The sequence below is a fragment of the Acinetobacter sp. XS-4 genome, from assembly GCF_023920705.1.
Lineage (GTDB): Bacteria > Pseudomonadota > Gammaproteobacteria > Pseudomonadales > Moraxellaceae > Acinetobacter.
The window spans coordinates 109,672-133,797 of sequence record NZ_CP094657.1; the positions used below are offsets into that span (position 1 = coordinate 109,672).

At 40.5% G+C, this 24,126-nt stretch carries 24 protein-coding genes; 8 read left to right on the forward strand and 16 right to left on the reverse strand.

From position 1 onward, the window contains the following. Positions 1 to 44 precede the first annotated feature (44 nt). The 3 genes from phoR to MMY79_RS00515 all read right to left on the reverse strand — a co-directional run bounded on the left by phoR (position 45) and on the right by MMY79_RS00515 (position 3,049). Positions 45 to 1,403, reverse strand: a complete 1,359-nt coding sequence (phoR, locus tag MMY79_RS00505) for a phosphate regulon sensor histidine kinase PhoR (RefSeq protein WP_252611212.1) — start codon at positions 1,401 to 1,403, stop codon at positions 45 to 47. A gap of 9 nt (positions 1,404 to 1,412) precedes the next feature. Continuing rightward, positions 1,413 to 2,123, reverse strand: coding sequence for a phosphate regulon transcriptional regulator PhoB (gene phoB, locus MMY79_RS00510; RefSeq protein WP_000650776.1), 711 nt, complete (start codon positions 2,121 to 2,123; stop codon positions 1,413 to 1,415). 254 nt (positions 2,124 to 2,377) lie between these two features. Further along, complete coding sequence (locus MMY79_RS00515) at positions 2,378 to 3,049, reverse strand: TetR/AcrR family transcriptional regulator (RefSeq protein ID WP_252611215.1); 672 nt, start codon at positions 3,047 to 3,049, stop codon at positions 2,378 to 2,380. Between the two features lie 212 nt (positions 3,050 to 3,261). Between MMY79_RS00515 and MMY79_RS00520 the strand changes: the two genes are divergently transcribed. Further along, positions 3,262 to 4,095 carry an SDR family NAD(P)-dependent oxidoreductase gene (locus tag MMY79_RS00520; RefSeq protein WP_004790118.1) on the forward strand — a complete coding sequence of 278 codons (834 nt, stop codon included), beginning with the start codon at positions 3,262 to 3,264 and terminating at the stop codon, positions 4,093 to 4,095. A gap of 57 nt (positions 4,096 to 4,152) precedes the next feature. On the opposite strand, the gene MMY79_RS00525 is transcribed toward MMY79_RS00520, so the two are convergent. The 5 genes from MMY79_RS00525 to MMY79_RS00545 all read right to left on the reverse strand — a co-directional run bounded on the left by MMY79_RS00525 (position 4,153) and on the right by MMY79_RS00545 (position 9,296). Continuing rightward, positions 4,153 to 5,520, reverse strand: a complete 1,368-nt coding sequence (locus tag MMY79_RS00525) for an MATE family efflux transporter (protein WP_252611217.1) — start codon at positions 5,518 to 5,520, stop codon at positions 4,153 to 4,155. A gap of 106 nt (positions 5,521 to 5,626) precedes the next feature. Beyond that, positions 5,627 to 6,781 (reverse strand): pyridoxal phosphate-dependent aminotransferase, encoded by a 1,155-nt coding sequence (locus MMY79_RS00530; RefSeq protein ID WP_252611219.1) that lies wholly within the window; start codon positions 6,779 to 6,781, stop codon positions 5,627 to 5,629. Positions 6,782 to 6,809: 28 nt separating this feature from the next. After that, positions 6,810 to 8,120: a DUF445 domain-containing protein gene (locus tag MMY79_RS00535; protein WP_252611221.1), complete on the reverse strand. Its 1,311-nt coding sequence runs from the start codon at positions 8,118 to 8,120 to the stop codon at positions 6,810 to 6,812. Between the two features lie 13 nt (positions 8,121 to 8,133). Then, positions 8,134 to 8,697 (reverse strand): hypothetical protein, encoded by a 564-nt coding sequence (locus MMY79_RS00540; RefSeq protein ID WP_005300533.1) that lies wholly within the window; start codon positions 8,695 to 8,697, stop codon positions 8,134 to 8,136. Between the two features lie 59 nt (positions 8,698 to 8,756). Continuing rightward, on the reverse strand, positions 8,757 to 9,296 hold the full coding sequence (locus MMY79_RS00545; RefSeq protein WP_252611223.1) for a DUF924 family protein: 540 nt from the start codon (positions 9,294 to 9,296) through the stop codon (positions 8,757 to 8,759). 168 nt (positions 9,297 to 9,464) lie between these two features. Here MMY79_RS00545 and gshA point away from each other — a divergent pair, with 168 nt between their 5' ends. Both gshA and MMY79_RS00555 read left to right on the forward strand, forming a co-directional pair. Continuing rightward, positions 9,465 to 11,042 (forward strand): glutamate--cysteine ligase, encoded by a 1,578-nt coding sequence (gene gshA / locus MMY79_RS00550; RefSeq protein ID WP_252611225.1) that lies wholly within the window; start codon positions 9,465 to 9,467, stop codon positions 11,040 to 11,042. Between the two features lie 16 nt (positions 11,043 to 11,058). Next, positions 11,059 to 11,574 carry a disulfide bond formation protein B gene (locus tag MMY79_RS00555; protein ID WP_252611227.1) on the forward strand — a complete coding sequence of 172 codons (516 nt, stop codon included), beginning with the start codon at positions 11,059 to 11,061 and terminating at the stop codon, positions 11,572 to 11,574. 43 nt (positions 11,575 to 11,617) lie between these two features. On the opposite strand, the gene MMY79_RS00560 is transcribed toward MMY79_RS00555, so the two are convergent. Then, positions 11,618 to 12,961, reverse strand: coding sequence for an alpha/beta fold hydrolase (locus tag MMY79_RS00560; protein WP_252611229.1), 1,344 nt, complete (start codon positions 12,959 to 12,961; stop codon positions 11,618 to 11,620). Positions 12,962 to 13,171: 210 nt separating this feature from the next. Here MMY79_RS00560 and MMY79_RS00565 point away from each other — a divergent pair, with 210 nt between their 5' ends. Next, positions 13,172 to 13,753, forward strand: a complete 582-nt coding sequence (locus MMY79_RS00565; RefSeq protein ID WP_045126105.1) for a YqiA/YcfP family alpha/beta fold hydrolase — start codon at positions 13,172 to 13,174, stop codon at positions 13,751 to 13,753. 14 nt (positions 13,754 to 13,767) lie between these two features. Beyond that, on the forward strand, positions 13,768 to 15,651 hold the full coding sequence (parE, locus tag MMY79_RS00570) for a DNA topoisomerase IV subunit B (protein ID WP_252611231.1): 1,884 nt from the start codon (positions 13,768 to 13,770) through the stop codon (positions 15,649 to 15,651). A 120-nt stretch (positions 15,652 to 15,771) separates the two neighbouring features. On the opposite strand, the gene MMY79_RS00575 is transcribed toward parE, so the two are convergent. Together MMY79_RS00575 and alc are read right to left on the reverse strand one after the other, a co-directional pair. Continuing rightward, a complete protein-coding gene (locus tag MMY79_RS00575) occupies positions 15,772 to 16,275 on the reverse strand; it encodes an ureidoglycolate lyase (RefSeq protein WP_252613397.1) in 504 nt (167 codons plus the stop codon). After that, positions 16,272 to 17,282 (reverse strand): allantoicase, encoded by a 1,011-nt coding sequence (gene alc / locus MMY79_RS00580; RefSeq protein WP_252611234.1) that lies wholly within the window; start codon positions 17,280 to 17,282, stop codon positions 16,272 to 16,274. Before alc ends, MMY79_RS00575 begins: the two co-directional genes overlap by 4 nt. 199 nt (positions 17,283 to 17,481) lie before the next feature. On the opposite strand from alc, the gene hpxO reads away from it, so the two are divergent. Continuing rightward, positions 17,482 to 18,639, forward strand: coding sequence for an FAD-dependent urate hydroxylase HpxO (gene hpxO, locus MMY79_RS00585; RefSeq protein WP_252611236.1), 1,158 nt, complete (start codon positions 17,482 to 17,484; stop codon positions 18,637 to 18,639). A 52-nt stretch (positions 18,640 to 18,691) separates the two neighbouring features. Here hpxO and MMY79_RS00590 read toward each other — a convergent pair whose 3' ends face one another. The 5 genes from MMY79_RS00590 to puuE all read right to left on the reverse strand — a co-directional run bounded on the left by MMY79_RS00590 (position 18,692) and on the right by puuE (position 22,820). Then, positions 18,692 to 19,417, reverse strand: a complete 726-nt coding sequence (locus tag MMY79_RS00590; protein WP_252611238.1) for an outer membrane protein OmpK — start codon at positions 19,415 to 19,417, stop codon at positions 18,692 to 18,694. Between the two features lie 121 nt (positions 19,418 to 19,538). Further along, a complete protein-coding gene (locus tag MMY79_RS00595; RefSeq protein WP_252611240.1) occupies positions 19,539 to 20,906 on the reverse strand; it encodes a nucleobase:cation symporter-2 family protein in 1,368 nt (455 codons plus the stop codon). Positions 20,907 to 20,930: 24 nt separating this feature from the next. Continuing rightward, positions 20,931 to 21,254 carry a hydroxyisourate hydrolase gene (uraH, locus tag MMY79_RS00600; protein ID WP_252611243.1) on the reverse strand — a complete coding sequence of 108 codons (324 nt, stop codon included), beginning with the start codon at positions 21,252 to 21,254 and terminating at the stop codon, positions 20,931 to 20,933. Next, positions 21,251 to 21,754: a 2-oxo-4-hydroxy-4-carboxy-5-ureidoimidazoline decarboxylase gene (gene uraD, locus MMY79_RS00605; protein ID WP_252611245.1), complete on the reverse strand. Its 504-nt coding sequence runs from the start codon at positions 21,752 to 21,754 to the stop codon at positions 21,251 to 21,253. The genes uraH and uraD overlap by 4 nt, the downstream gene beginning before the upstream one ends. A gap of 100 nt (positions 21,755 to 21,854) precedes the next feature. After that, positions 21,855 to 22,820: an allantoinase PuuE gene (gene puuE, locus MMY79_RS00610; protein ID WP_252611247.1), complete on the reverse strand. Its 966-nt coding sequence runs from the start codon at positions 22,818 to 22,820 to the stop codon at positions 21,855 to 21,857. A 252-nt stretch (positions 22,821 to 23,072) separates the two neighbouring features. Here puuE and MMY79_RS00615 point away from each other — a divergent pair, with 252 nt between their 5' ends. Then, positions 23,073 to 23,423, forward strand: coding sequence for an HPF/RaiA family ribosome-associated protein (locus tag MMY79_RS00615; protein WP_004640014.1), 351 nt, complete (start codon positions 23,073 to 23,075; stop codon positions 23,421 to 23,423). 152 nt (positions 23,424 to 23,575) lie between these two features. Beyond that, the gene (locus MMY79_RS00620) at positions 23,576 to 24,121 is read left to right on the forward strand and encodes an ankyrin repeat domain-containing protein (protein ID WP_252611249.1); all 546 of its coding nucleotides are present in this window, start codon (positions 23,576 to 23,578) and stop codon (positions 24,119 to 24,121) included. The last annotated feature ends 5 nt before the right edge of the window (positions 24,122 to 24,126 follow it).

Sequence of the window (24,126 nt, forward strand, 5' to 3'; positions counted from 1 at the left end):
GCCGACTTTTCGTGAGTCGGCTTTTTATTTGAAGAGAGGTGACTTTAGGTCATGTTATAAAGTCTTTCTTTTGGAAAAACTACAGTAAATGTTGAACCTTCATTTTCTTTAGATTGCACATCTAAATAGGCACCGTGTTGCATAAGCACGTGTTTTACAATCGCCAAGCCTAAACCTGTACCACCTGTTTGGCGACTACGGTCGCTGTCAACACGATAGAAGCGCTCAGTTAAACGTGGCAAATGTTTTGGGTTAATTCCAATACCTGTGTCTTGTACGCTAAAGTAAGCATGTTCACCATCATCATGCCAGCCAATCGTAATGGTTCCACCTTTTGGCGTGTACTTGATGGCATTGGTAATTAAATTACTAAATGCACTGGCGATTTCCATGTCTGAACCAATCAGGTCACAGTGGCTATCAATGTGTAAATTGAGCGTGTGTCCATAATCGGCATTGTAGGCCTGAGCATCATCAAAAAGTTGACTCATTAAACTCGGCATTTCAATAATCTGATTCTTTGCAATTTTTTTATTATTTTCTAAATTCGATAACAGTAGTAAATCATTCACCAAAGCATTCATACGTTTGGTTTGTGACTGCATCTGATCAAACGCACGTTTCCAACGCGGACTAATATCTTCCTGATCTGTAAACGTTTCGATATAACCACTTAGTACAGTTAATGGTGTGCGAAGTTCATGAGAAATATTATCGACGAAGTCTTTACGCATCTGTTCAAGGTTGTGCATACGTGTAACGTCGTAAGCCACCAATAAGCGACTTTCTCCACCAAATCTTGTGAGTTTGACCTGTACATAGCGGTCATCATCAAAATTTGAGTGAAGCTTAATCCCATCGGGTGCCTGATCAATATTGTTAAAATATTCAATAAAGGTCGGCTGACGTAAAATCGTTAATAGATTTCGGCCGCGGTCGAGAGGACTGATTCCTAACAAACGTTCAGCAGCAGGGTTCCACCACTCGATTTGATGTTGGTCATCAATTAAAACAACGGCTTCGGCAAGTGCAACTAACGAAGATTGAGCTCGATCAATTAAACCGACCATTTCGGCTTGAACAATTCGTTCTTGGCGCTGAGCACGGTAAACATTAAATAATAATGCCCCCCAAATCCCATTAAGATTTGGAGGAACGTCATAAGGCTTATTCGCAATCCAGTCATTGACCAGATATAAAGAACGCAACTGGAGTGTAAAAAACACCACGAAGGCGATAAAAATACAGCTCCAGAAATACCCAAGGCCTAAACCGATTAAGCCGGCAATAATTAGAAAAAATAATAAAAGCCGTAAATCTTGTTTGGCAAACGTCCATAAACTACTGTAGCGGGAAAGTTTTTGTTCACGTACCTGTTCGGGGACGGGGTAGGGTTCATACATAAATCTTGGTTAACCTGCGGCTAAATCTGCACGTGTTGAGAAACGGTAGCCAGTTCCACGCACAGTCTGAACAAATCGGTCTACACCAAAAGGTTCTAAAACTTTACGCAAACGACGAATGTGCACATCGATAGTGCGGTCTTCGATATATACATTACCGCCCCACACCTGATCGAGCAACTGGGCACGTGTATATGCACGCTCTGGATGGGTCATAAAAAATGCAAGTAAGCGATATTCAGTTGGGCCCATATCTAAAATGCTGTTGCCAAAGCTAACACGCTGGCTTACAGGATCAAGAATTAAGCCATTGGCATCAATAGTTTTTTCACCACTTAATGCATTAGCACGACGCAGAACTGCCTTAATACGTGAAACCAGTTCGCGTGTTGAAAAAGGCTTGGTCATGTAGTCATCTGCACCTGCGTCAAGACCTTGTACTTTGTGGTCTTCTTCTCCGCGGGCAGTCAACATAATGACCGGAATTTCTGCTAGGTTTTCATCTCGTTTTAAGCGGCGACATAAATCGACACCACTTACGCCTCCAGGTAACATCCAATCAAGCAAGATAAGCGCCGGACGTTGGTCGACGATAATTTGATGAGCTTGTTTGGCATCTTCTGCCTGTAAACACTGAAAGCCTGCCATGTCCAAAGAAGTATGGATCATTTCGCGAATAGGAAGCTCATCATCGACAATTAAAATATAGTCATCTTTCACAGCGCAATATCCTATAGATTTAACGGTGAACCGTTTTGTAGTTATGACAGGCTTATTACAAAGATTAATTATGACAATTTCATTGCAGAAAAGTCTATAAAATTAAATTTAGCAATAAGTTGTGACAAAACCAAGGCAAAGGTATGACCAAATGATGACATGAATATTTTAGTTTTCTTAAAATCATTCAATAGCTTATCAATGAAGTAGTTTAACTGGTTTTGCACATTTATCGCTGTCAAAAAACTTTAATATTATTTTGAAACTTGCGCTAATAAAGATAAGAAAACGATACGGCATGCGGTTAAAACCTGCTCAAGAGACTGTTCAAACCCTCCCATGACCCATCGAATTGCAATTTGAGTAACATATCCATTTAAGCCAGTTGCGATTAAAGAGAGCTCATTTTCGTGGTGTTGAATTTGCGGCATGGTCAGCATAACAAAGGCTTGAATCATGCGGTCAAATTGCGCAAGTGTTTCTTGAATGGTGGCTTGATTATGTAACTCTTGTACCAAAACTGCGTCGACATAGACAATACGAGCTAATCTCGGATCTTCTTTTAATGTTGTTAGCAGTGCTCGCAATCCCGCATCGACCATTTTTTCTGGATCGGGGGTAGCTTTAATCACAGCTTGCATCAGGTTTTGCTGTAATTCTTCAATCATTTTTAAAAAGATGGTTTGAAATAAATCTTCACTTTTCTTAAATGATTCATAGAAATAGCGTTCTGTGAGTTTTGCCTCTTGGCAGACATCTTTGACCGTTACGGAAAAAAAGCCGAGTGTTCCATAAGTCGCGATACCCGCTTCAATCAGTTTTTCGCGGCGTGCCTCTTTACGTTCAGATAAAGATAACCCTTTGAACTGACGTTCTTTACTCACAGTTTTTGTTTTCTTTTTACTGGTTGAGTCGTTTGTCGCCATAAATAAGTCGTTTCCTAAAGAATGGTTTCCTAATTTATAGGTTTTACCCAAATATGCTCACTATGATAAAGCCCTCAGCAGAATTGTGCCATTCTATCTGAATTTACAGTGTACTATATTGACAATGGATATTGTCAAAATTATATTAAAGGTGTCTAAACTGCACATGCAATGAACCGACTGTGCAAATATCGAAAAACAAAGGATGGACAATGAAAAATTTTAAAAACAAAGTCGCTGCAATTACGGGCGCGGGTTCTGGCATTGGACAACAGTTAGCAATTCTTTTGGCAAAACAGGGCTGCCATCTTTCGTTGAGTGATATTAATGAAAAAGGATTACAGCAAACTGTCGAGCTTTTAAAACCATACAGCAATATTACTGTTACCACCAAAAAGCTTGATGTTTCTGACCGTGAAGCGGTAAAGCAGTGGGCACAAGAAACTGTGCAAGATCATGGTTCTGTTAACCTGATTTTTAACAACGCCGGTGTTGCGTTAGGTTCGACTGTTGAAGGTGCGACCTACGAAGATTTAGAGTGGATTGTTGGGATTAACTTCTGGGGTGTGGTGTACGGAACTAAAGAGTTTTTACCGTTCATTAAGCAAACTCAAGATGGTCATATTATTAACATATCGAGCCTATTTGGTTTAACTGCTCAACCGACGCAATCTGGTTATAACGCGACTAAATTTGCTGTGCGTGGTTTTACCGAATCATTACGCCAAGAGTTGGATATTGAAAAAAGTGGCGTAAGCTCGTTGTGTGTACATCCGGGCGGAATCCGCACCAATATTGCTAAATCTGCAAAAATGAGTGATAGCTTGAATAGTTTGGGTATGGACCCGACGAAATCGATTCAAAACTTTGACAAGCTACTACGTACTCCACCTGAAGAAGCCGCTCGTCAAATTTTACAAGCTGTATTAAAAAATAAGCGCCGTTTATTGATTGGTAGTGACGCAAAAATTCTTGATGCATTCCAGCGTTTATTCCCAACGGGATATCAACGTGCTTCAACCATTGTGACCAAATTAATGAAATAATTTTTTAACGAAAAAAAGCCATCAAATGATGGCTTTTTTTATGTAGTTTGAATGGTTCTAAATAAGAACTTTGATCTTCTTTTTCTTCCAAATGAATTGGTAATATAAGCCTTGAATAATACATAAACTGACAAATGCCAAGGCATAGGCAACCCAGATTCCTTTAAGCCCCCACATTGAACTAAACCAGTAAGCACATGGAATTTCAATAAATAAAATAGCAGAGATGTTTAACAGCATTGGAACGGTCACGGTTCCGCTGGCACGCATGATCGATGCAAAAATGGCACCTGCACCAAAGAATAAAATTGCCCAAAGTACAATAAATAAAAGCTGTTGGCCTAACACGACCACAGTTGGGTCGGTAATAAACAAAGCCATTAAATATTTTGAAAATAGATAGCCAAGTGCAATTAAGGTGCCTGTAAATAAGAAGTTCATTCCCAAAGCTGTGCGGGTTACTCGTGCTAACAGATCTGATTTGCCAGCACCAATTGCTTGTGCTGCAAAAATTGAAGCTGCAATTGAGATTGATAAAGCAGGAAACTGAATGTAGTTGAGCACCTGATTCACTGCACCATACGCTGCTGTAGCATGCGATCCGTAATGGTTAACCAACCCAACAATAACCAAGCCAGCCATTGAGGTCATAATCATTTGAATGCCGGTTGGTACGCCTAAGCGCAAAATGATTTTGCTCAGTTCTGGATTATGACGGATATGTTGCAGAAGCTGCCGATTAGGTCTAAGTGGATGATTTTTCTTGTTCAGATAAATTGCCAGAAAAATCAAAATTGCAACATAACCCGTGATTGTTGCAATTGCTGGAGCAATAATTCCCAGAGCTGGTAAACCAAAATAACCTTTAAGCAATATCGGGGTAATCACCAAACCAATTACACTGGTTAAAGCCAATGCAAGTAAGGGCGTTGTACTGTCGCCTACACCACGTAAAATTGAGGTATAAATAATATAAACAAATAGAAGCGGGCTACCCGCCAGCATCCATTGCACATAAGGCAAAGCAAGATGCATTACCTTTGGATCTGTGCCCAATAACTCTAAAATATCGTGGGCAAAAAACACACCGATAATCGCGGTAATTACCCCACCAATCAGTGTCATAAACAGGGTAGAACCGACCACACTTTGGACTTTCTCTATATTTTGTGCGCCCCACGCTTGCCCTACTAAAACAGTAGTACCTGTTGAAATCCCGATAATAAAAGCGAGGAGCAAGAATAAAATAGGGAAAAAAACCGAGACGGCAGCAATTGCATCAACTCCCATCATTTGACCAACGAAGATGGTGTTAATCGTCCCCGACAAGTTTTGCAAAATATTGGTTGCAATCAGGGGGAGCAAGAAAACAAAAAATGTTTTCCATAGATTTTGCTGGTGAATTAAAGATTGTCTTGGTGGCATGTGTTCTCCATCGCCCATCTCTTTGATGAGCGGGGCAGACATCCAACTTAGCATAGTTGGAGCGAATAACTTGTAGTGTTTTTACTGTGCTAAGTAGCTAAATTTATTAACATTCATTCAAGATTTCTCCTGCTTTTTGCAGAGTCTCATCATTTTTAGCAAAGCAGAAACGAATCAGGCGTAAAGACTCTGGTGCTTGCTGATAAAACACCGAAACAGGAATAGCCACAATTTTATGTTGCTCGGCTAAAAACTGGCACATTTCTACATCGTTTAAGTCTGGTCTAATTTGACTGTAATCAAGATTTTGGAAATATGTCCCTTGAGATGGTTTTAGCAAGAAATGGCTATTATGAATTGCCTGATTAAATCGATCTCGCTTAGTCTGGTAAAACTGCGAAAGCTCTTGAATATGTTCTGGATGTTGCTCCATATATTGAGCTAGGGCAATCTGACAAGGTGTCGTGCCACAGAAATTTGCATATTGATAAATCTGGCGAAATAAACGCATTAACTCAGGTAAAGCGACGCAATAACCTGTTTTCCAGCCCGTCACATGAAAGGTTTTTCCAAAAGACCCAATCACAAAACTGCGCTCTCTGAGCTCTGGAAAATGCAATGCGCTAAAGTGTTGTTGACCATCAAAGACCAGATGTTCATAGACTTCATCTGATAAAACCACAATGTTTTTATCTTGAATCAGTTCAATGAGTTCTAACCAGTCTTGTTTATCCCAGATGGTACCTGTTGGATTATGGGGAGTATTCACCACAATCATACGGGTTTTGTCATTAATCAAATCTTTAACTTGCTGCCAGTTCACCTTAAAGTCAGGTGCTTCAAGTGCAATATGAACTGCTTTACCACCTGCTAATTGCACAGAAGGGCTGTAGCTGTCGTAACTTGGGTCAAAAATAATGACTTCATCACCTGCATTGATGCAGGCTTGTATGGCACAAAAAATTGCAATGGTTGCGCCGGGAGTAATCGTGATTTGAGTTACAGGGTCAAGTTGAAGTTGGTCACGTTGCTGAAATTGTAAAGCGAGTTGTTCACGTAAACCGAGAATACCGTCACCGGGTGGGTATTGATTATGCCCAGCTAAAGTCGCCTGAGATAAAGCTTCCAGTAAGGCTTGTGGTGCCGGAAAATCTGGGAAGCCTTGTGACAGGTTGAGAGCACCTAATCGATGTGCCATTGCCGTCATGGTACTAAAAATAGTCACGCCTTGAGTGGCCAATTTTGACTGTAGCTGTAGCATATTGTTCTCTTATTAAAAATATTTAAAGTTATAAAATTGATTCAATCACTGCCCGAATTACACCCAGTGTCAAACCAATAAATGCACCTACTACAACGCCATTTACTCGGATCATATGTAGGTCGCCACCGACTTCATTTTCAATTTTCCCGATCATTTCGCGTGAATCCCATTCATGAATGCGTTCACTGACATAGCGTATGATTTTATGGCTATATTGATCTGTAAAAGTCAGCGCAAGTCCTGTCATTTCTTTGTTTAGCACTTCACGTACTTTGGCATTTTGAACGAGGTTTTCACCCAGTTGTTGAATAGCAGCTCTTAGGTTCATTGCAATGCCAGAGTCTTCTTTCATTAAATCTTCTTTAATGGCATTACACAAAATAGTAACAGCACCACTGATGAAATTGAGGACTTGTGGACTATCGAGAAGGGCATCTTTACCGCTGTTGAGGCGTTGGCTAGCAACGCTGTCTGGTTTTGCCAACTCAAGCATGAGAGAGTGGGCAATGGTTTCAATTTCTTGTCGCCAAGGATGTTCATCGTCTGCCAACATCGATTCTACTTTTTCAACGAGTGAGTCGATGGTACGTTGTTGAACATCAATACCAATCCAGCTTGCGCCTTTTGCAAGTGACCAGACACCAAGCGCTTTAAACATTTTTCGGGTTAATTCACGGGTTTTATCTGGGTTTTGTACCACCCATTCATGCGCGATATCGAGTCCACGCTGTAAGACATCTTGGTGGAAATCATTTTCCAATACCGCGCGTAGCATTTCACTTGCGAGTTTATTGACTTCAGTATTACGCACCCATTGCACACTATTATTTTGCACAAAATTGGCAATTTGATCTTGGCTAACAAACTCAAAAATTTTCGGTACGGTTTGCTGAATGAGCTGTACCACTTGAGTATTGTTTTGTGGGCTTGCCAACCATTGACCAATTGCGAGGCTCAAGTCAGTTTTTTCTAAGCTTCGTTCGACCACTTGAGGTGAAAGAAAATTTTCTTGTACAAAACGTCCCATTGATTCTGCAATGCGAGCTTTGTTGCGTGGAATAATTTCGGTGTGGTCGCGTAAAAACTTAGGAATGGGTAACTTACCAAAAGGGTTCCGAAATAGAACGGTAATCGCGTACCAGTCAGCTAAGCCACCGACGACACCTGCTTCTGCCCCTAACATTAGAATATGAATAAAACCTGTGTACTCTGGCAGAAAACGATCAGCCACCATCAGTGCAATCCACAGCACAACGACAATAATAAGCGCCAGAGTAGCAAAATATTTGCTACGTTTAAGACTGGGCACGTGGTGAACTTCTTCTGCCATGTTCATAAATTTATCCTATTCATTTTTGTTTTACTGGAGGCTCAGGCGGTGGCAACAGCTCTCCTGTCGGACTCAATCCATATTTTTGTCCGATTGATTTCAAGATCAAGGTTGCATCAAAAGCATCCTGTGGAGCCTGCTTTTGATCCCGATAACATTCAATAGTATACGATACTTGAACAGGGTCGATATTGACCACTTGTGGGTAATCATAGAACGGATCATGCCAAAAACCTGGGTAGCGACGACCATAACCATATGGGTAAAAGCTTGGAGCTGATGGATAAACCACAGCCTGACGTGGTGGTTTCTGGCTCTGATTACTTGGATCATTTTGCACTTTAAAAAAGCGGAAACCTTTTTGTATAGTCGTTTGTGCTGATTTCACCAAGGTAATTTCTTCAGCTCTGCCATAACTCATATTGGGGTCGGCTTGAAAACTAATACGGAACGTTTGGGCATTTAGAGGGTATGCTGAAAACTGCCCAAGCTGATCAAAGGTTTTTGGTTTACTTGGAGTCGTTGCACACGCAGTTAAAGTTAAGGCAGTGCCTAAGGCTAAACAAAGAGAGAGATATTTCATGATGAACTCCCAGCTGAGCATTAAAAAATAAATGACTCAGCATTAAAATTTAAGAAACTTTAAAAACTACTGTTCGGTTCTAATAAAAATTCAGTTTCCTCTGGAGTAGAAACACGCCCGAGAATGGTATTTCGATGAGGATAGCGTCCAAAGCGATCAATAATGACTTTATGCTTTTTCTCAAAACTTAAATTAATTTCATTGCCGAGACGTTGAAAGAGTTTCAAGGCAAACTCATGAATCAATTTTGATTCACTATGCATAAACGGCATATATAAAAAAGAACGTTGCTCTGGATTAAGCTGTGCATCGAGTTGCAAGCTAATCGCTTCTTGTGCCAAAGCTAATGCCAAGCTGTCGTAGGCAAAAGATTGGGGTTGATCACGATAAATGTTGCGAGAAAACTGGTCTAGTACAATAATCTCTGCCAGACGGCCTTCAGCTGTTTTTCGCCATGACCACAATTCAGCTTGAGTTGCCTGTCGATGAACGTCAGAAAAAGTTTCGCAAATTTTTTTGTCAAAATCATCACTTTTTGCAAACCAAAGTGAACGGTGTTCAGGAGAAAACCAAAAGTTTAAAATGTCTTGTTCGTTCATGATATTGACAACTCTTTAGCAATTATTCTTCAATAAAATCACAATTCTTTCGTGTCTTAAATAACAAGATTGTGATAAAAATTGCCAAACTGGAATGATGTGAGTATATAAATAGCCGTATCATCTCACGATTTTGTATATAGTGATCTTTAATAAGCGAGCAAATGCATGAGTCAACCCACTACACCCTCTCAATCAGTTATTCCTGCTTGGGTGGATTCGTCGCTACTACAAGGCATGTTACGTGGAATAGAGCGTGAAAGCCTACGTATGCAAAGTAATGGGTTCTTATCACAAGAGTTACATCCGAAGGCTTTAGGCTCGGCTTTAACACATCCACAAATTACGACTGATTATTCAGAAGCATTGATGGAGTTTATTACCTCGCCCAAGCCAACCATTGAAGAAGCTTTGCATGAGCTCACCGATATTCATGCGGTTGTGCATCGTCATTTAGAAAATGGTGAAAAACTTTGGCCGCTGTCTATGCCATGTATGTTAGACGACAATGAAGAACGAATTCGTCTAGCACAATACGGCACCTCTAATATTGGTCGTTTTAAAACACTATATCGCCGTGGGTTGGGCATTCGATATGGCCGTCGTATGCAGACCATTTCAGGCGTGCATTACAATTTATCTTTTCCGGATACACTTTTTGCCGAGCTACAAGCTCATGAAACTGACGAACAATTAAAATTATTAAATTTGCAGGATTATCGTAGCCATCGTTATTTTGGACTTATTCGTAACTTTATCCGTTTAACACCACTGGTTATGTTTTTAGTGGGCGCTAGCCCAACGGTATGTCGTTGTTTCTTAACTGGACATAAACATCAGTTATTGCCTTTAATCAAAGGTTCATACTATTTACCGTATGCTACAGCTTTGCGTATGGGACGATTGGGCTATCAAAACTCAGCCCAAAAAAGCTTAGGTATTCACTACAACAATTTGACTGGTTATCTGGATGGTTTACAAAAAGCCGTTCATTCTCCTTACCCGCCATTTAGCCGTTTAGGGTTAAATGATGCCTCTGGTGAGCCGTTGCAAATTAATGATCATGTTTTGCAGATCGAGAATGAATATTACAGTCTTGTACGTCCGAAACAGGTGCCTCAATCAGGTGAAACACCGTCTCAAGCCTTGAAAAATCGAGGTGTAGGATATGTTGAACTACGTGCTGTTGATGTAAACCCATATTCGGCAATTGGTGTTGATGAAACGACGGCAGGTTTCCTTGAAGTGTTAGCACTTTATTGTTTGCTAAGTGACAGCCCAGAGCTATTAGGCCCTGAGCAAGACTTGGTTGAGAAAAATCAGACCGAGGTGGTAAACCGAGGGCGAGCGCCGAACGCAACTATTACAGATTTAATAGGGTCATACCACATCGAAGATTGGGCACGGTTATATATTGCAAAAATGCAAGATTGTGCACAGCTACTCGATCAGACCTATTCAACGGACTTGTATGGCTCAGCATTAGCGATCATGCAAGCACGAATTGATGAAGTTGATGAGACTTTATCTGCCCATGTCATTGACGATACGTTAAAACATGGTGGAACTTGGAGTTTTGGTAGCCACATGGCGCAATTACATGCTGAAAGTTATGAAGAGCATGAGATTAGTGTGGAAACCTTGAAACATTTTGAACAATTGGCTGCACAGTCGTTACAGCAGCAAGAACAACTTGAGCAAGATACTCAGGTCAGTTTTGACCAATATCTTGAACAATATCGATAATAAAACGAGGTTTTACATGCGATTAAGTTACCGTTTGGTGAGTGGACTACTTGTTTTAGCAAGTATTGTCGGCATGTCTTTTGCGTTGTATCTGGAACATGTAAAAGGTTTAGAGCCATGTCCGCTCTGTATTTTTCAACGTGTTGGCTTAATGGCGATGGGTTTTGTGGCGCTCATAGCATTTTTGCATAACCCGGTTTCCAATGCGGTTAAACGCTTTTATGCATTTTTGGCTGGCATCGCAATTTTATGGTCAGTCGGAGTGGCAGGCCGTCATGTTTGGATACAGCATTTACCAGCAGATCAAGTACCGAGTTGTGGACCAGGTTTAAACTATTTAGTTGATGCCTTACCTATGAAAGCCGTTTTACAAGAAGTGCTTGCTGGTTCAGGTGAATGTGCTGCAATTGATTGGACCTTTTTAGGTCAATCTTTACCAGTTTGGTCATTGGTTTATTTCCTTTTGCTATTACTGGTATGTTTATGGCAGTTGTTCCGTTTTTATCCAGTATTTAAGACTGCGAAAAAATAAGTTTAAACAGATAAAAAAAGCCCAACTTAAGTTGGGCTTTTTTTTACGTCTCTACAATTCCTTCTAAATCTTCGAGCGTATAGTTCGGCATATCAATAATATGGGTTTGAATACCTTCTTGCACATAATCATTAACATTAGGATATAGCCAGCGAGTAATCTGTTCCGCGACACTCGAGTGATACTGAATTTCAAAGTGATTTAGGCCATAGAACACGGCTTTGTGCGAATCTGGAACTTTGAGCTGAAAACGTGGATTCGGGTGTTCACCCAGCGCGCTTTTCACACTCACTAGGTAGTCGCCAATCACGGTAAGCGCTTTGTTACGTACTTTTTCAAACTCGAGTGTGCCTGCCACTAAAAAGGTATTGATATGAGACGGCAATGGAGCAGGTGCACGGTTATCATCCATCATGCCAATACGGGCATCCATATATTCCCAGTCATCATCACGAACGCTACCGTGGCGTAGGTCTAAAATGCCGTTACTACGAATATTAACCAGTTGACCGAGTAAACCCACAAAAGGGAAGGCTCCGAGCTTATCTTGTATGGTAAAGCCAAAGCGCTCCAAGACAGCACCATGATGCGGAGAACCAATGCAGACCAGATTCTCGACCATATGAATCCATTGATACATATTTTGTTTGCCGTAAAACAGAGCACTTCGAGAAACTAATCCACCCATGCTATGGCCAATGATATCAATACTGGTAATTCTCGGGTTACGTTGTACTAAGTCTTCTAATACATTTGAAAAGCTGCGGCCATTAGCTGAAATACGTCGACCTGTATTGTAATTTAAATACAGCATAGTGTTATGGTCACGCTGTGCTAACAGACGTTCTCCAATACCACCATAATGTGCGTTTGACCAACTAAGATGATTCATACACAAACCATGAACCAAAATCACAATACGTCCTGCAAGTTCCCCTTGTTGTATTGCACCGTAGTGATCGTATAGCACCATTGGTAAGGCCAGTGGACTATGTTGTTTAAGTAGGTAATCCCCAAAAATTCCATTCAAAATTCCGACTAAAAAATGTAGGCTTGGGGTGAGTGGCTTTTCATGAAGTGTGGGATATTTTTCAATAATGTGACGTAAACTTGGCGCTAAAAAGTGACTACCATATTTTTGTAATGCGCCATAAGAAAATTGATATGCCTTTTGCACAAATGGTCGTTTTTGAAAGTTTTTTGCATTTTGTGTGCTCACACCAAAAGCATTTTTTAATACTTCAATATTAATAACTTGTATTAATTCATGTACACCATTTAAGCTGGTGCTGAACAGTTGAGCTAAACCTTCTAGTACGTCTGCCTGACTCGGTGGCGTACGATCCCATTTACAATAAGTTTCATGTAGTGGTGTTAAGCTCGGCATATCTTTTCCCCATATACGTTATAACCGACGTTTTAAGCTGTACTTTTTATCAACGGCAGTAAACGTTTCCATCTTAGTAGTTTAAATAACACATTTTTTTAAAATACTGATGAATGGTTAGTTGAGTGGTTTTTCTTGTCTGACAATTGTGCTTTTCTATACAAACTGAGAACAAAATTGTGAAATTTGTCTCAATTTAGAGGGGAATATATGAATATTATCTACCTCCATGGTTTTAATAGTAGCTCTCTTTCGATTAAAGGACTGAGCTTAAGGCAGTATTGTAGCGAATTAGGGATTAATGTGCATTTGCCAAACCTGAATAGATCTCCAGATCAGGTGGTTGAGCAAGTTTCAGAACTTATTGAAAGTCTGGATGATGTTGCATTGGTTGGTAGTAGTTTAGGTGGTTTTTTTGCGACATATTTTGTCGCGAAATATAATATTCCGGCTGTACTGATTAATCCTGCTATGCAACCATGGAAGCTGTTTGATGAGTTGTTTCAAGTTGAAAGCATGCCCTATGTGGTGAATGATCAATGGTCAATTGATCATGTTCAGTTGCGACAATTACAACAACTGGAACTGAAACAACCTAAAAATGCCGACAAAATACTCGTCTTGTTGCAACAAGGCGACGAAATTTTGGATTATCGTCAAGCACAACGCTATTATAGTGCTGCAACGCCATCCTCATTGATTTTGACGGATGCTCATGGCAATCATGCTATGGAAGATTTTGAAGAAAAATTACCGTTAGTGATCGAATTCTTTGCGCACACCATCAAATAAGGAAAACGTACAACGTGACACAATATACGGCTCAATCGCTTGAAGTCCTTTCTGGTTTAGACCCTGTTCGCCGTCGTCCAGGGATGTATACCGATACGACTCGACCTAACCATTTAGCTCAGGAAGTTATTGATAATGCTGTTGATGAAGCATTAGCGGGTCATGCCGACAAAATATGTGTCACAGTTTATAAAGATGGTTCATTGTCGGTTGAAGATAATGGTCGTGGTATGCCGGTTGATATTCATCCTGAATATGGTCAATGTGGTATCGAAATTATTTTGACCAAGCTCCATGCTGGCGGTAAATTTAGTACTGATAACTACCAGTTTTCTGGTGGTTTGCATGGTGTGGGGATTTCGGTTGTAAATGCTTTATCAACACGTGTTGAAGTCGAAGTACAACGTCAGGGTAACCTATATCAAATGGCGTTTGAGCAGGGTGAACCAGTTGCACCATTAGCCGTTCTCGAGGGTAAAACACCAAAACGTGCGACAGGTACAACAGTACATTTTTGGCCTGAAGCAAAATATTTTGATAGTCCGAAATTTGCTTTAAAAGCCCTAAAACACAATTTAAAAGCCAAAGCTGTTTTAGCGGCTGGCTTAAAAATTATCTATATCGATCAAATTAACGATGAAAAAATCGAATGGCAATTTGAAAATGGCCTCGTCGATTATTTGATGGATGAATTGCAAGACCGCGAAATTTTGCCAAATCCTGCTTTTGTGAGTAATGGTCAGGCAGACCGTGCGGCGTGTGAATTTGCGATTTGCTGGAATGTAGAAGGTGGTGAGCAGGTTCAAGAAAGTTATGTCAACCTGATTCCAACCGCACAAGGCGGTACTCATGTGAATGGTTTACGCTCAGGTGTAACGGAGGCTTTACGTGAGTTCTGTGAGCTGCGGAACCTGTTGCCAAGAAATCTCAAACTATCGGCAGAAGATGTCTGGGATGGTGTGAACTATATTTTGTCACTTAAGTTCCAAGAACCACAGTTTTCAGGTCAAACCAAAGAGCGCCTTTCTAGTCGAGAAGCATCAAATATTGTTTTAAATATTGCCAAAGATGCTTTTTCACTTTGGTTAAACCAACATGCTGAAGTTGCCATGCAACTGGCAGAAATGGCGATTTCTAAAGCAGGTCGTCGTTTAAAAGCAGCGAAAAAAGTTGAGCGTAAAAAGATTGTTTCTGGCCCTGCTTTACCGGGTAAATTGGCTGACTGTGTTGGGCAAACCCGTGAAGACACTGAGCTATTCATTGTCGAGGGTGACTCAGCAGGTGGTAGTGCCAAGCAAGCACGTGATAAAAACTTTCAAGCTATCATGCCAATTCGTGGAAAAATCTTAAATACGTGGGAAGTTTCTTCTGACGAGGTTTTGGCTTCTCAAGAGGTTCACGATATTGCGATTGCCATTGGCGTAGACCCAGGTAGTGATGATTTATCAGAGCTACGTTACGGCAAAATCTGTATTTTGGCCGATGCTGACTCGGACGGTTTACATATTGCGACTTTGCTTTGCGCTTTATTCGTTAAACACTTTCCTACCTTGGTTGAAGAAGGCCATCTGTTTGTAGCAATGCCACCATTGTTCCGTATCGACATTGGTAAAGATGTCCATTACGCGCTTGATGATGATGAGCTTGAAGTCATCTTGAAAAATGTAAAAGGCAATCGTAATCCGCAAATTACCCGATTCAAAGGATTGGGTGAGATGAACGCGAGCCAGCTACGTGAAACAACCATGGATCCAAACACTCGTCGTTTAGTGCAGCTCGATCTAGATGATGCTCATTTTACAGCTGGTTTACTTGATAAGTTACTTGCCAAAAAACGTTCGGCAGATCGTAAGCAGTGGCTTGAGCAGAAAGGTAACTTAGCTGATATCACTGTTTAAAATAGAATAAAAAAATCCCCGCTCAATAGGCGGGGATTTTTTATGTAAATCTAAATTGTTGGAAATCACCACAACGGTTTCTGTCATTAAATTAAAATAGACCGATCTGTTTATTTTAATTTAGGTCGTAATTTTTATAGCAAGTGGAAATTGAAAAACATCACAATTCGCTCCACCTCCAATTCGATCTACCACTGCAAAATCACTCGGTGCTTCAAAGGTAAGCAAAGGATGATGCCATGTACCCGCCCGATAATTGATACTTTGCTTTCCATTTGAAACAAATGCACATAGCTTTGAAATATCAGGAGTGTTTTCATCGAAAGCGGGCGCGACAATAATTAAAAACTTTTGTTGCTGTAGTGGAATAAATGCCTGAGACCCTTTCGGATGACGCTCTAGCATTGAAATTTCCAGAGGTAACAGGCTGGCTTTAATATTACGAAAAATACTAATTCCTGCTTTTGCTTCCCCTTCAATTTCAGTTTCAACGAGCGCGTGGTAGCGCTCGGTGTGGGCATCGTTAATATGAAAAAAGTCATGCCCGTCGCAACAGATGACCTCTCCGAAGGGCTGAAAGTTTTCAATGGTTAAGGGCTGAATTTGAACATTCTTCATGATCATGACTTGGCAATTTTTCCCCATAAACGAACACGACTAATACCACCGTCTGGAATCATGTTAATACGAATATGAGAGATTTTTTCATGCGGTAAAATCTCATTCACGTATTCATGAATATGATCCATTTGCATCGGTTGAGCTTCAAGTAAATAAGACCAGAACATACTTTGTGGAATCAGTTGTGCATCGGTTGCATTTTCAAGGTAAACCGCTTGAATAGATACTTGGGCAGGGAAATTCCCTTTAAAGTGAGCCGTATCAATTTCAAGCTTTTCAATTTTTCCGCTTTTACCCAACGCAAGAATACACCAGTCATAACCCGGTGCTCGGCGGCGTTTGGTTTCCCATCCATCGCCCATGTTGATGCCACGGGCCGGGTTAATCAAATTACGCGGATGTCCGAAATGAGCATCGCTATAGGCAACGACACGGCCACCATTTTCTAGGGCTAATAAATCGAGAATTTGCTCGCTATCAGTCACCTGAATATGAACGTCTCCATAGACACGTAAACGGGCAATACCACCATCTGGGAAAATATTGAGACGTATATGGGTGAATAGTGCATCATTATTGACCATAAAAATATGATGCTGACTTGGCCCGAGTTCAGTATTTCCTAAAAGGCTCTCCCATTTTGCCCCTGTCAGGTCACCATTTGGTGCATAACATGCTTCTAAAGATGCAGATGCTGGATAATTTCCTGTGAAAAAGCTGGTATCAATATCAAGTGCACTGATTTTCCCACTTACACCAAGCTTCACAATGCACCAGTCATAGCCTGCGTGACGCTTACGGCGCGTTTCCCATCCATCCATCCATTTGCCGTTGTCATCAAATTTATCTTCAACAAAAATAGGGGCATCAAATTGCAGCATACGCTTTGCTTCTGCAAAGAAATCATCTGAACACTCAATGACTTGTGCACCAATTCTGGCATCTGCCAAATTGGTTTTTGTATTCAAAATTTCTGGAAGTTCAAACGCTGGAGCGTGCAATGTTGCCATAGTGGATTATCCGTATTTCTTGTTAAAAACATGATTTTTCATTTAAAACTGCGCTCAAACGAAGCGTGTTGAGACAAGTTTTACACGTAAATATATAAGCATGGTGTATGCCAGTTTTGTGGAAAAGCTAAATAAATTTTGAACAATGGCATGTTTTTAGCATAAGCACCCTATAGGTGAATATCTATAGGAGCATGTTATGAATGTGGTGATTATTGGTGCGGGAATGGGAGGTCTAACCACAGGCATTGCATTAAAGAAATTTGGTCACCAAGTTCGCATTTTTGAGCAAACTGAAAAGATTCTTCCAGTTGGCGCTGCAATTTCGCTGTGGTCGAATGGTGTGAAATGTCTAAACTATCTCGGATTAACAGACAAAATCGCCAAACTTGGCGGACAAATGGATGATTTGGCCTATGTGGATGGTTTAACTGGAGATGTGATGACACAATTCAGTTTACTGCCATTAATTGAAGAAGTCGGCCAACGCCCATATCCAGTTGCACGTGCTAATTTACAAAATATGCTGATGGATGAATTTGACAGAGATCAGATTTATTTAGGCAAAAAAATGGTCAGCCTTGAAGACAAAGCTGATTATGTTGAGGTCCATTTTGCAGATGGCAGTTCAACGCAGGCTGATCTATTAATTGGGGCTGACGGTACCCACTCACTTACACGGACCTATGTGTTAGGCCAGCAAGTACAGCGCCGTTATGCGGGTTATGTGAACTGGAATGGCTTGGTTGAAATATCTGAAGATTTAGCCCCAGCTCAGCAATGGACGACTTATGTGGGGGAAGGCAAGCGAGCGTCTTTAATGCCAGTTGCAGATGGTAAGTTCTATTTCTTTTTAGATGTGCCTTTGCCAGCAGGATTAGACAATAATCGAGATGACTATAAAAAACTTTTAAAACAATATTTTGCGGATTGGTGTTTGCCCGTACAGCAGCTCATTGAGCGCTTAGACCCGCAAAAGACGAATCGGGTAGAAATCCATGACATTGAACCGTTTACTCAGTTTTATAAAGGTCGTGTAGTGATTTTAGGTGATGCTGCACACAGCACGACACCTGATATTGGTCAAGGCGGTTGCCAAGCGATGGAAGATGCGATTTATTTAGCGCGTTCTCTGCAAATTAACACTTTAGGTGTCGAAGATGCTTTACGTCGCTATCAAAACAAGCGCAATGAGCGTGCAAATGAATTGGTACTTCGTGCGCGTAAACGCTGTGATGTGACCCATATGAAAGATGAAAGCGTTACACAAGCATGGTACGCAGAATTACGCCGTGAACAAGGCGGACATATTATGCAGGGGATTATTAGCAACATTGTTGGTAATCCACTCGATTAAAACAAAAACAGCAAGGAATTTTCCTTGCTGTTTAATCTTCTAAATCATAATTTTAGAAGTGGTATTTAACCAAAGCACTGACGTTATTTTCATCTGCACCTTTAATACCGAATTTGTTATTCCACACAGAATGTTCAATACCTAAGTATAGACGTGTATCAGGAGAAATGTGTTTACCTAGATTCCATTTCCACTGAGTTGTCCAGTTCAACTCGCTGGCATGGTCGCCTTCAGCAGTTGACCAGTCAAGGAAACCATCTACCAAGAAATCTTCAGATCCTAATTTTAATGGAACGCCGTAAACGAATGTCATTTGATAATCGTCGTCAGTTTTCTCATTATTTGCACGGTAGAAGTTTAAATTCGCATATTGGAAATATGGGATATCTAAGTCAACTGCAAAACCATAAAGGAAGTTGTCGAAGTTATTGCCGCTTTGAGTGTTACTTTCCCACGTGGTACTAATTAACACATCTTTAATTGGGCCATACGCCAGTTTTTTACCAGACACTTCGCCTAAGCTTAAACGTGGTGATAACTCAAAGTAAGTACTCTTATAGTCATCTTCACCGCGCATACGGTCCATGAAGAAAAACACATCAGCGTATTTAACTTTCGCCGCATATTCCAAAGTAATCGTGGTTTCTTTGTCGTCTACAACTTCATAGTTTTCACCATAAAGTCCAGTCACGCTAAAATCTTGCCAGATTGGTTTTGCCTGAACCATGGCAGTTGCAGATAACAAGGCACAAGTCGCCGCAAGTTGCTTTAATTGCATTTAAATGATCTCCCCCCAAATAAAGCACGCTAAGGATACAGGGTCTTAAGCAAAAATGAAGCCAAATTTGATCAACGGTTAAAAAAATGCCCACCGAAGTGGGGCGCTAAAAACTAAAAGATTAATGCGGGTTTTGTGTCTTTATTGTTTGGCTTAAATGCGGGGTACGCGAGCTGCGAAATGTGGGTAAATGATTAAATAATAAATTCAATAAGATAGCAAAAATACATGTTGAACTAATACCTGAATGGAACAAAGTTTGTACCCAAACTGGAAAATGAGCATAAAACTCATGGTTAATAATTGGAATCATTCCTGCCGATAAAGCAGTTGCCACAATAATCAAATTTTTCTGATCGTTATAATCTATTTTTGCCAAAGTGCGAATTCCACTCGCTGCAACTGACCCAAACAAGACCAAACCTGCACCACCAAGTACAGGCATTGGAATCGCGGCAATCAAACGACCCATAATGGGTAGTAGCCCCAAAATAATCAGAATCACACCGCCTGCTGCGACTACAAAGCGGCTTTTTATACCGGTAATTGCAACGAGTCCAACATTTTGGGCAAAAGCGCTTTGCATGAATGAACCAAAGATAGGTGCAAAAGCACTTGAAAACATATCGGCACGTACGCCATTGGCGATTCGTTTCGAATCGACTTCAGTTCCTACAATGTCTCCGACAGCAATAATGTCTGCTGTGGTTTCAGTCATAATGACTAACGTCACAATCAACATCGACAAGATTGCACTGAGCTCGAAAGTTGGTAAACCAAATGCAAATAAGTGTGGAAATTGCAACCATGCGCCTGAGCTCACCTGACTAAAATCGCCAAAACCCATAAAGTAGGCGAGGGTGGTACCAGCAACAATAGCCAACAAAATTGATAAACGTCGGATGCTTGCTTGCGGCAGCATATTTAGAACAATCACAATGCCTAAAGTCAGTAAGGCTAAAGAAATATTTTCTACGCTACCCCAGTCAGATGCTTTGTTGTTGCCACCCATCATCCAGCGAATCGCAACGGGTAACAGAGATAGTCCAATAATCGTGATGACGCATCCAGTCACAACGGGCGGGAAAAACCGAATAATTTTTGAAAAATAAGGTGCAAGGCATAGTCCAATCAGAGATGCGACAATCACCGCACCATACACAGCAGGTAAGCCGCCACCAGTGGTGATAATGGCAACCATGGTAGCCACGCCAGCAAAAGATACACCCTGAACTAAAGGTAATTTTGCGCCTAGATATTTCGTTCCAATGGTTTGTATCAGTGTTGCCAATCCGCCTACAAATAGGGCAGCTGCAATCAACATTCCGACTTGTGCTGAGCTTAAGCCAGCTGCTGTTCCAATAATAAGTGGCGGGGCTACAATACCACCATACATGGTCAGCACATGCTGTAAGCCGTAAGCAAAACTTTTGGAAATTCCTAAATATTCATGCTCTGGAGAAATCGCATTTTTTTGCTGATGATTCATATTTTTCTCCTATTTATATTTGAATTAACTACCGCGATAAGTGGAGTAAGCAAACGGGCTGATCAGTAATGGAATGTGATAATGCTGATTGACATCTTCTATAAAAAATTGAATACAAACACGTGGAAAAAAAGTTTTAATTTGCTGCGATGAAAAATAAGGCGCAATTTCAAATTCAAGTTGATATGCACCTTTTGCAAAGTCTTTTATTCCAAAATCACCCACTCGACCATCTGGGTTAGTGGTTGCAGTCGCAATCAATTCATGGGTTGCTGCATGAAACAACTTCACCTCTACGTGTGCAGCTGGTTTACCTAAATTCGTATCTAAAATATGAGTGCTGATCATGCTTGTATTTCCTGAGATAGACGTAATAGAGCAATCGCTGCGAGTTGCTCATGTACAATTATTTTTTCGATAGCCAAGTCATTTTGTAGACGTTCATGTAGCTTTTTTAAAATCTCATCGCTAGTAAGACCTGCCGCTTTAATTAAAAAAATAAAGCCAAACTTTTGTTCATAATCAAAGTTGCCTTGTAGCAGCGCTTGTTGTGTTTGTTTATCTAAAGAAATGCCAGCTTGTTCTCGATTTGAAAAATGCTGCTCTTTTTCATTAAGTTGTTTTTTTGCTTGTCGTTCACCAATTTTGGGGTGGGTTGCTAAAGCAGTTTCAATGTCTTGCCATGACCACATTTGACTTAGATTTTTTGCATGCTCTAAAAGAGATGCTTTAGATGAATAGGGGCGTTCTGAGATGATTTTCTCGGCCCATGCTGGAATGTGGACACAGTTTTTTAACAAAGTCTTGAGTTGTTCGGTTGGGGCTTGATTAAACTCGGCTAAAAACACTGTTATTCCTAAACTCATTGTCTTGATATAGAGTTTTAGCAATAACAGTGCCAAGAGTAGATTGTGATTCGTCTAGGAATTTGGAAAATTAAAAAATCAATTATTTAGTTATGTGATTTTTATACCAATGCTGCGCAATATCTTGGCGCCGACATACCCAGACACGATCGTGCATTTGAATATAGTCGAGAAATTTTTGTAAGGCTTTGAAACGGCCTGGATGCCCTAAAATACGACAATGCATTCCAATCGACATCATTTTTGGTGCAGTTTCTCCCTCTGCATACAACACATCAAAACTATCTTTTAAATATTGAAAAAATTGTTCTGAACTATTAAATCCGCCTGGTGAACAGAATTTCATGTCGTTACACTCCAAGGTGTAAGGAATAATTAGATGAGCTCTTGATACACCATCAACATCGGTGAGAGTCGTCCAAAAAGGCAAATCATCGCCATAATAATCAGAGTCGTATTGAATTTGCGGGAACTCTGCCAGTAACTGACGAGTGTTGGGACTGTCACGTCCTGTGTACCAACCTATCGTTTTATTTCCAAACAAGTTTTCTAAAACAGACAAAGCCTGTTCCATATGCTGTTTTTCAACTTCAATATCAGCATCTTGATAGTGAAGCCAGCGGTAGCCGTGAGAAACCACATCATAATCAGCTTGCTTAATCGCTTCCACAATATAAGGATTGCGGACAAGTGCCATTGCAACTCCAAAAATGGTCATTGGAAGTTTGCGCTTTTGGAACTCATTATGAATGCGCCAAAAACCAGCACGTGAACCATATTCGTACATAGAGTCCATCGACATATGTTTCGCTGGGTAACTTGCTGCACCAATAATTTCAGATAAAAACTGTTCTGAGCCATCATCGCCGTGCTCAATATGTTTTTCGCCACCTTCTTCATAATTAAGAACAAATTGCACTGCAATCTTGGCATTGTCAGGCCATTTAACCTGTGGGGGCTGCCCGTGATAACCGATCAAATCACGTGAATAAGGAGACTTTTGAATTTGCTCAATGAGCTCGGCTCCAGATTGATAAGATTTGGACACGATTGCTCTCCTTTTGTTCAATTTTTCATAAAAATTTAAAAAATCAGCTTGCATATTTTTATAGATGGACTGATATTGAAGATATGAAGATCTTCAAAATAAATTAAAACCAGTACGTTTAAGTCAGGAGATAACAAACCATTACACCATCAAAATGTACAATTGAAGTCAGTTCATGCATGCTTAAAACATGCCAACATAAAAAAGTTTTGCATAGAAAAGATCCACAGTAAGAAAGAGAGGATGGTATTTATGAATATTGAAATCCGCACAGATAAAAACATCCATAATAGTGAACGTTTAATTACTTATGTACGTGCAGAACTTACTCAAGAATTCCAACGTCACAGCGAACGTATTACGCATTTCTCGGTTCATTTTAGTGATGAAAATGGGGACAAAAGTGGTGACAAAGATATCCACTGTATGATTGAAGCACGTCCTTCAGGTTTGAAACCAGTTGCAGTTCACCATAAAGCAGGAAATATTGACGCTTCAATTCATGGCGCGATTGAAAAATTAAAACGCAGCCTCGAACATACTTTTGAGAAAAAAGAACACCCGAGAGGTGGGCAACCAGAATTCATTGATGATGAAGTTTAATTGAAAATGCTAAAAAGCCCTTCGGGGCTTTTTTTATATTTGATGAAAATAAACTATTCACAACATTAGGTTTGCAATGCGATGCAATCAACCTCTAAAATCTGGAGATGAGATTAGGCATAATAGCCCTAATATATTTTTGAGAGATGGTCATGTTAACCACCCAGCAGCAAGCTTTAATTAAAGCCATAGAAGAATTAGAACTCGCGCAAGTGCAGAAATTACTTGCTGACGGACTTGATCCGAACTTTATTGATCCGGAGCAAGGGCCACCTGTATCAATTATCTGTGACGGAATTTTTAAATGGTGGGAAAATGTATCGGAAGCTTATGAAGCGGGTACACCACTTTCAAAAGAAGAGAAGCAACAAGCGTTACAAGTTTATCTCGATATTCTTGAAGCTTTAATTCAAGCTAAAGCCAATGTACACCTTTGGGATGCAGAAGAGTTTTATGGTCCGTTATGGGATGCGGCAAGCTCGGCATGTGCTCCAGCCGTTCAACGTTTACTCGATGAAAAAGTTGATCCAAACTCACGTGATGAAGAAGGACTCACCATTTTATCTTCAATCAGTCAGTTGTTCTTTGATTGTGATTTTGATGAAATAGATTGGTCAGAATCACTTGAAGAAGAGCGTGAAACATTAGAGTTATTGCGCCGTCATGGGGCTAAAATGACAAAAGAATTAACTACTTGATTGGA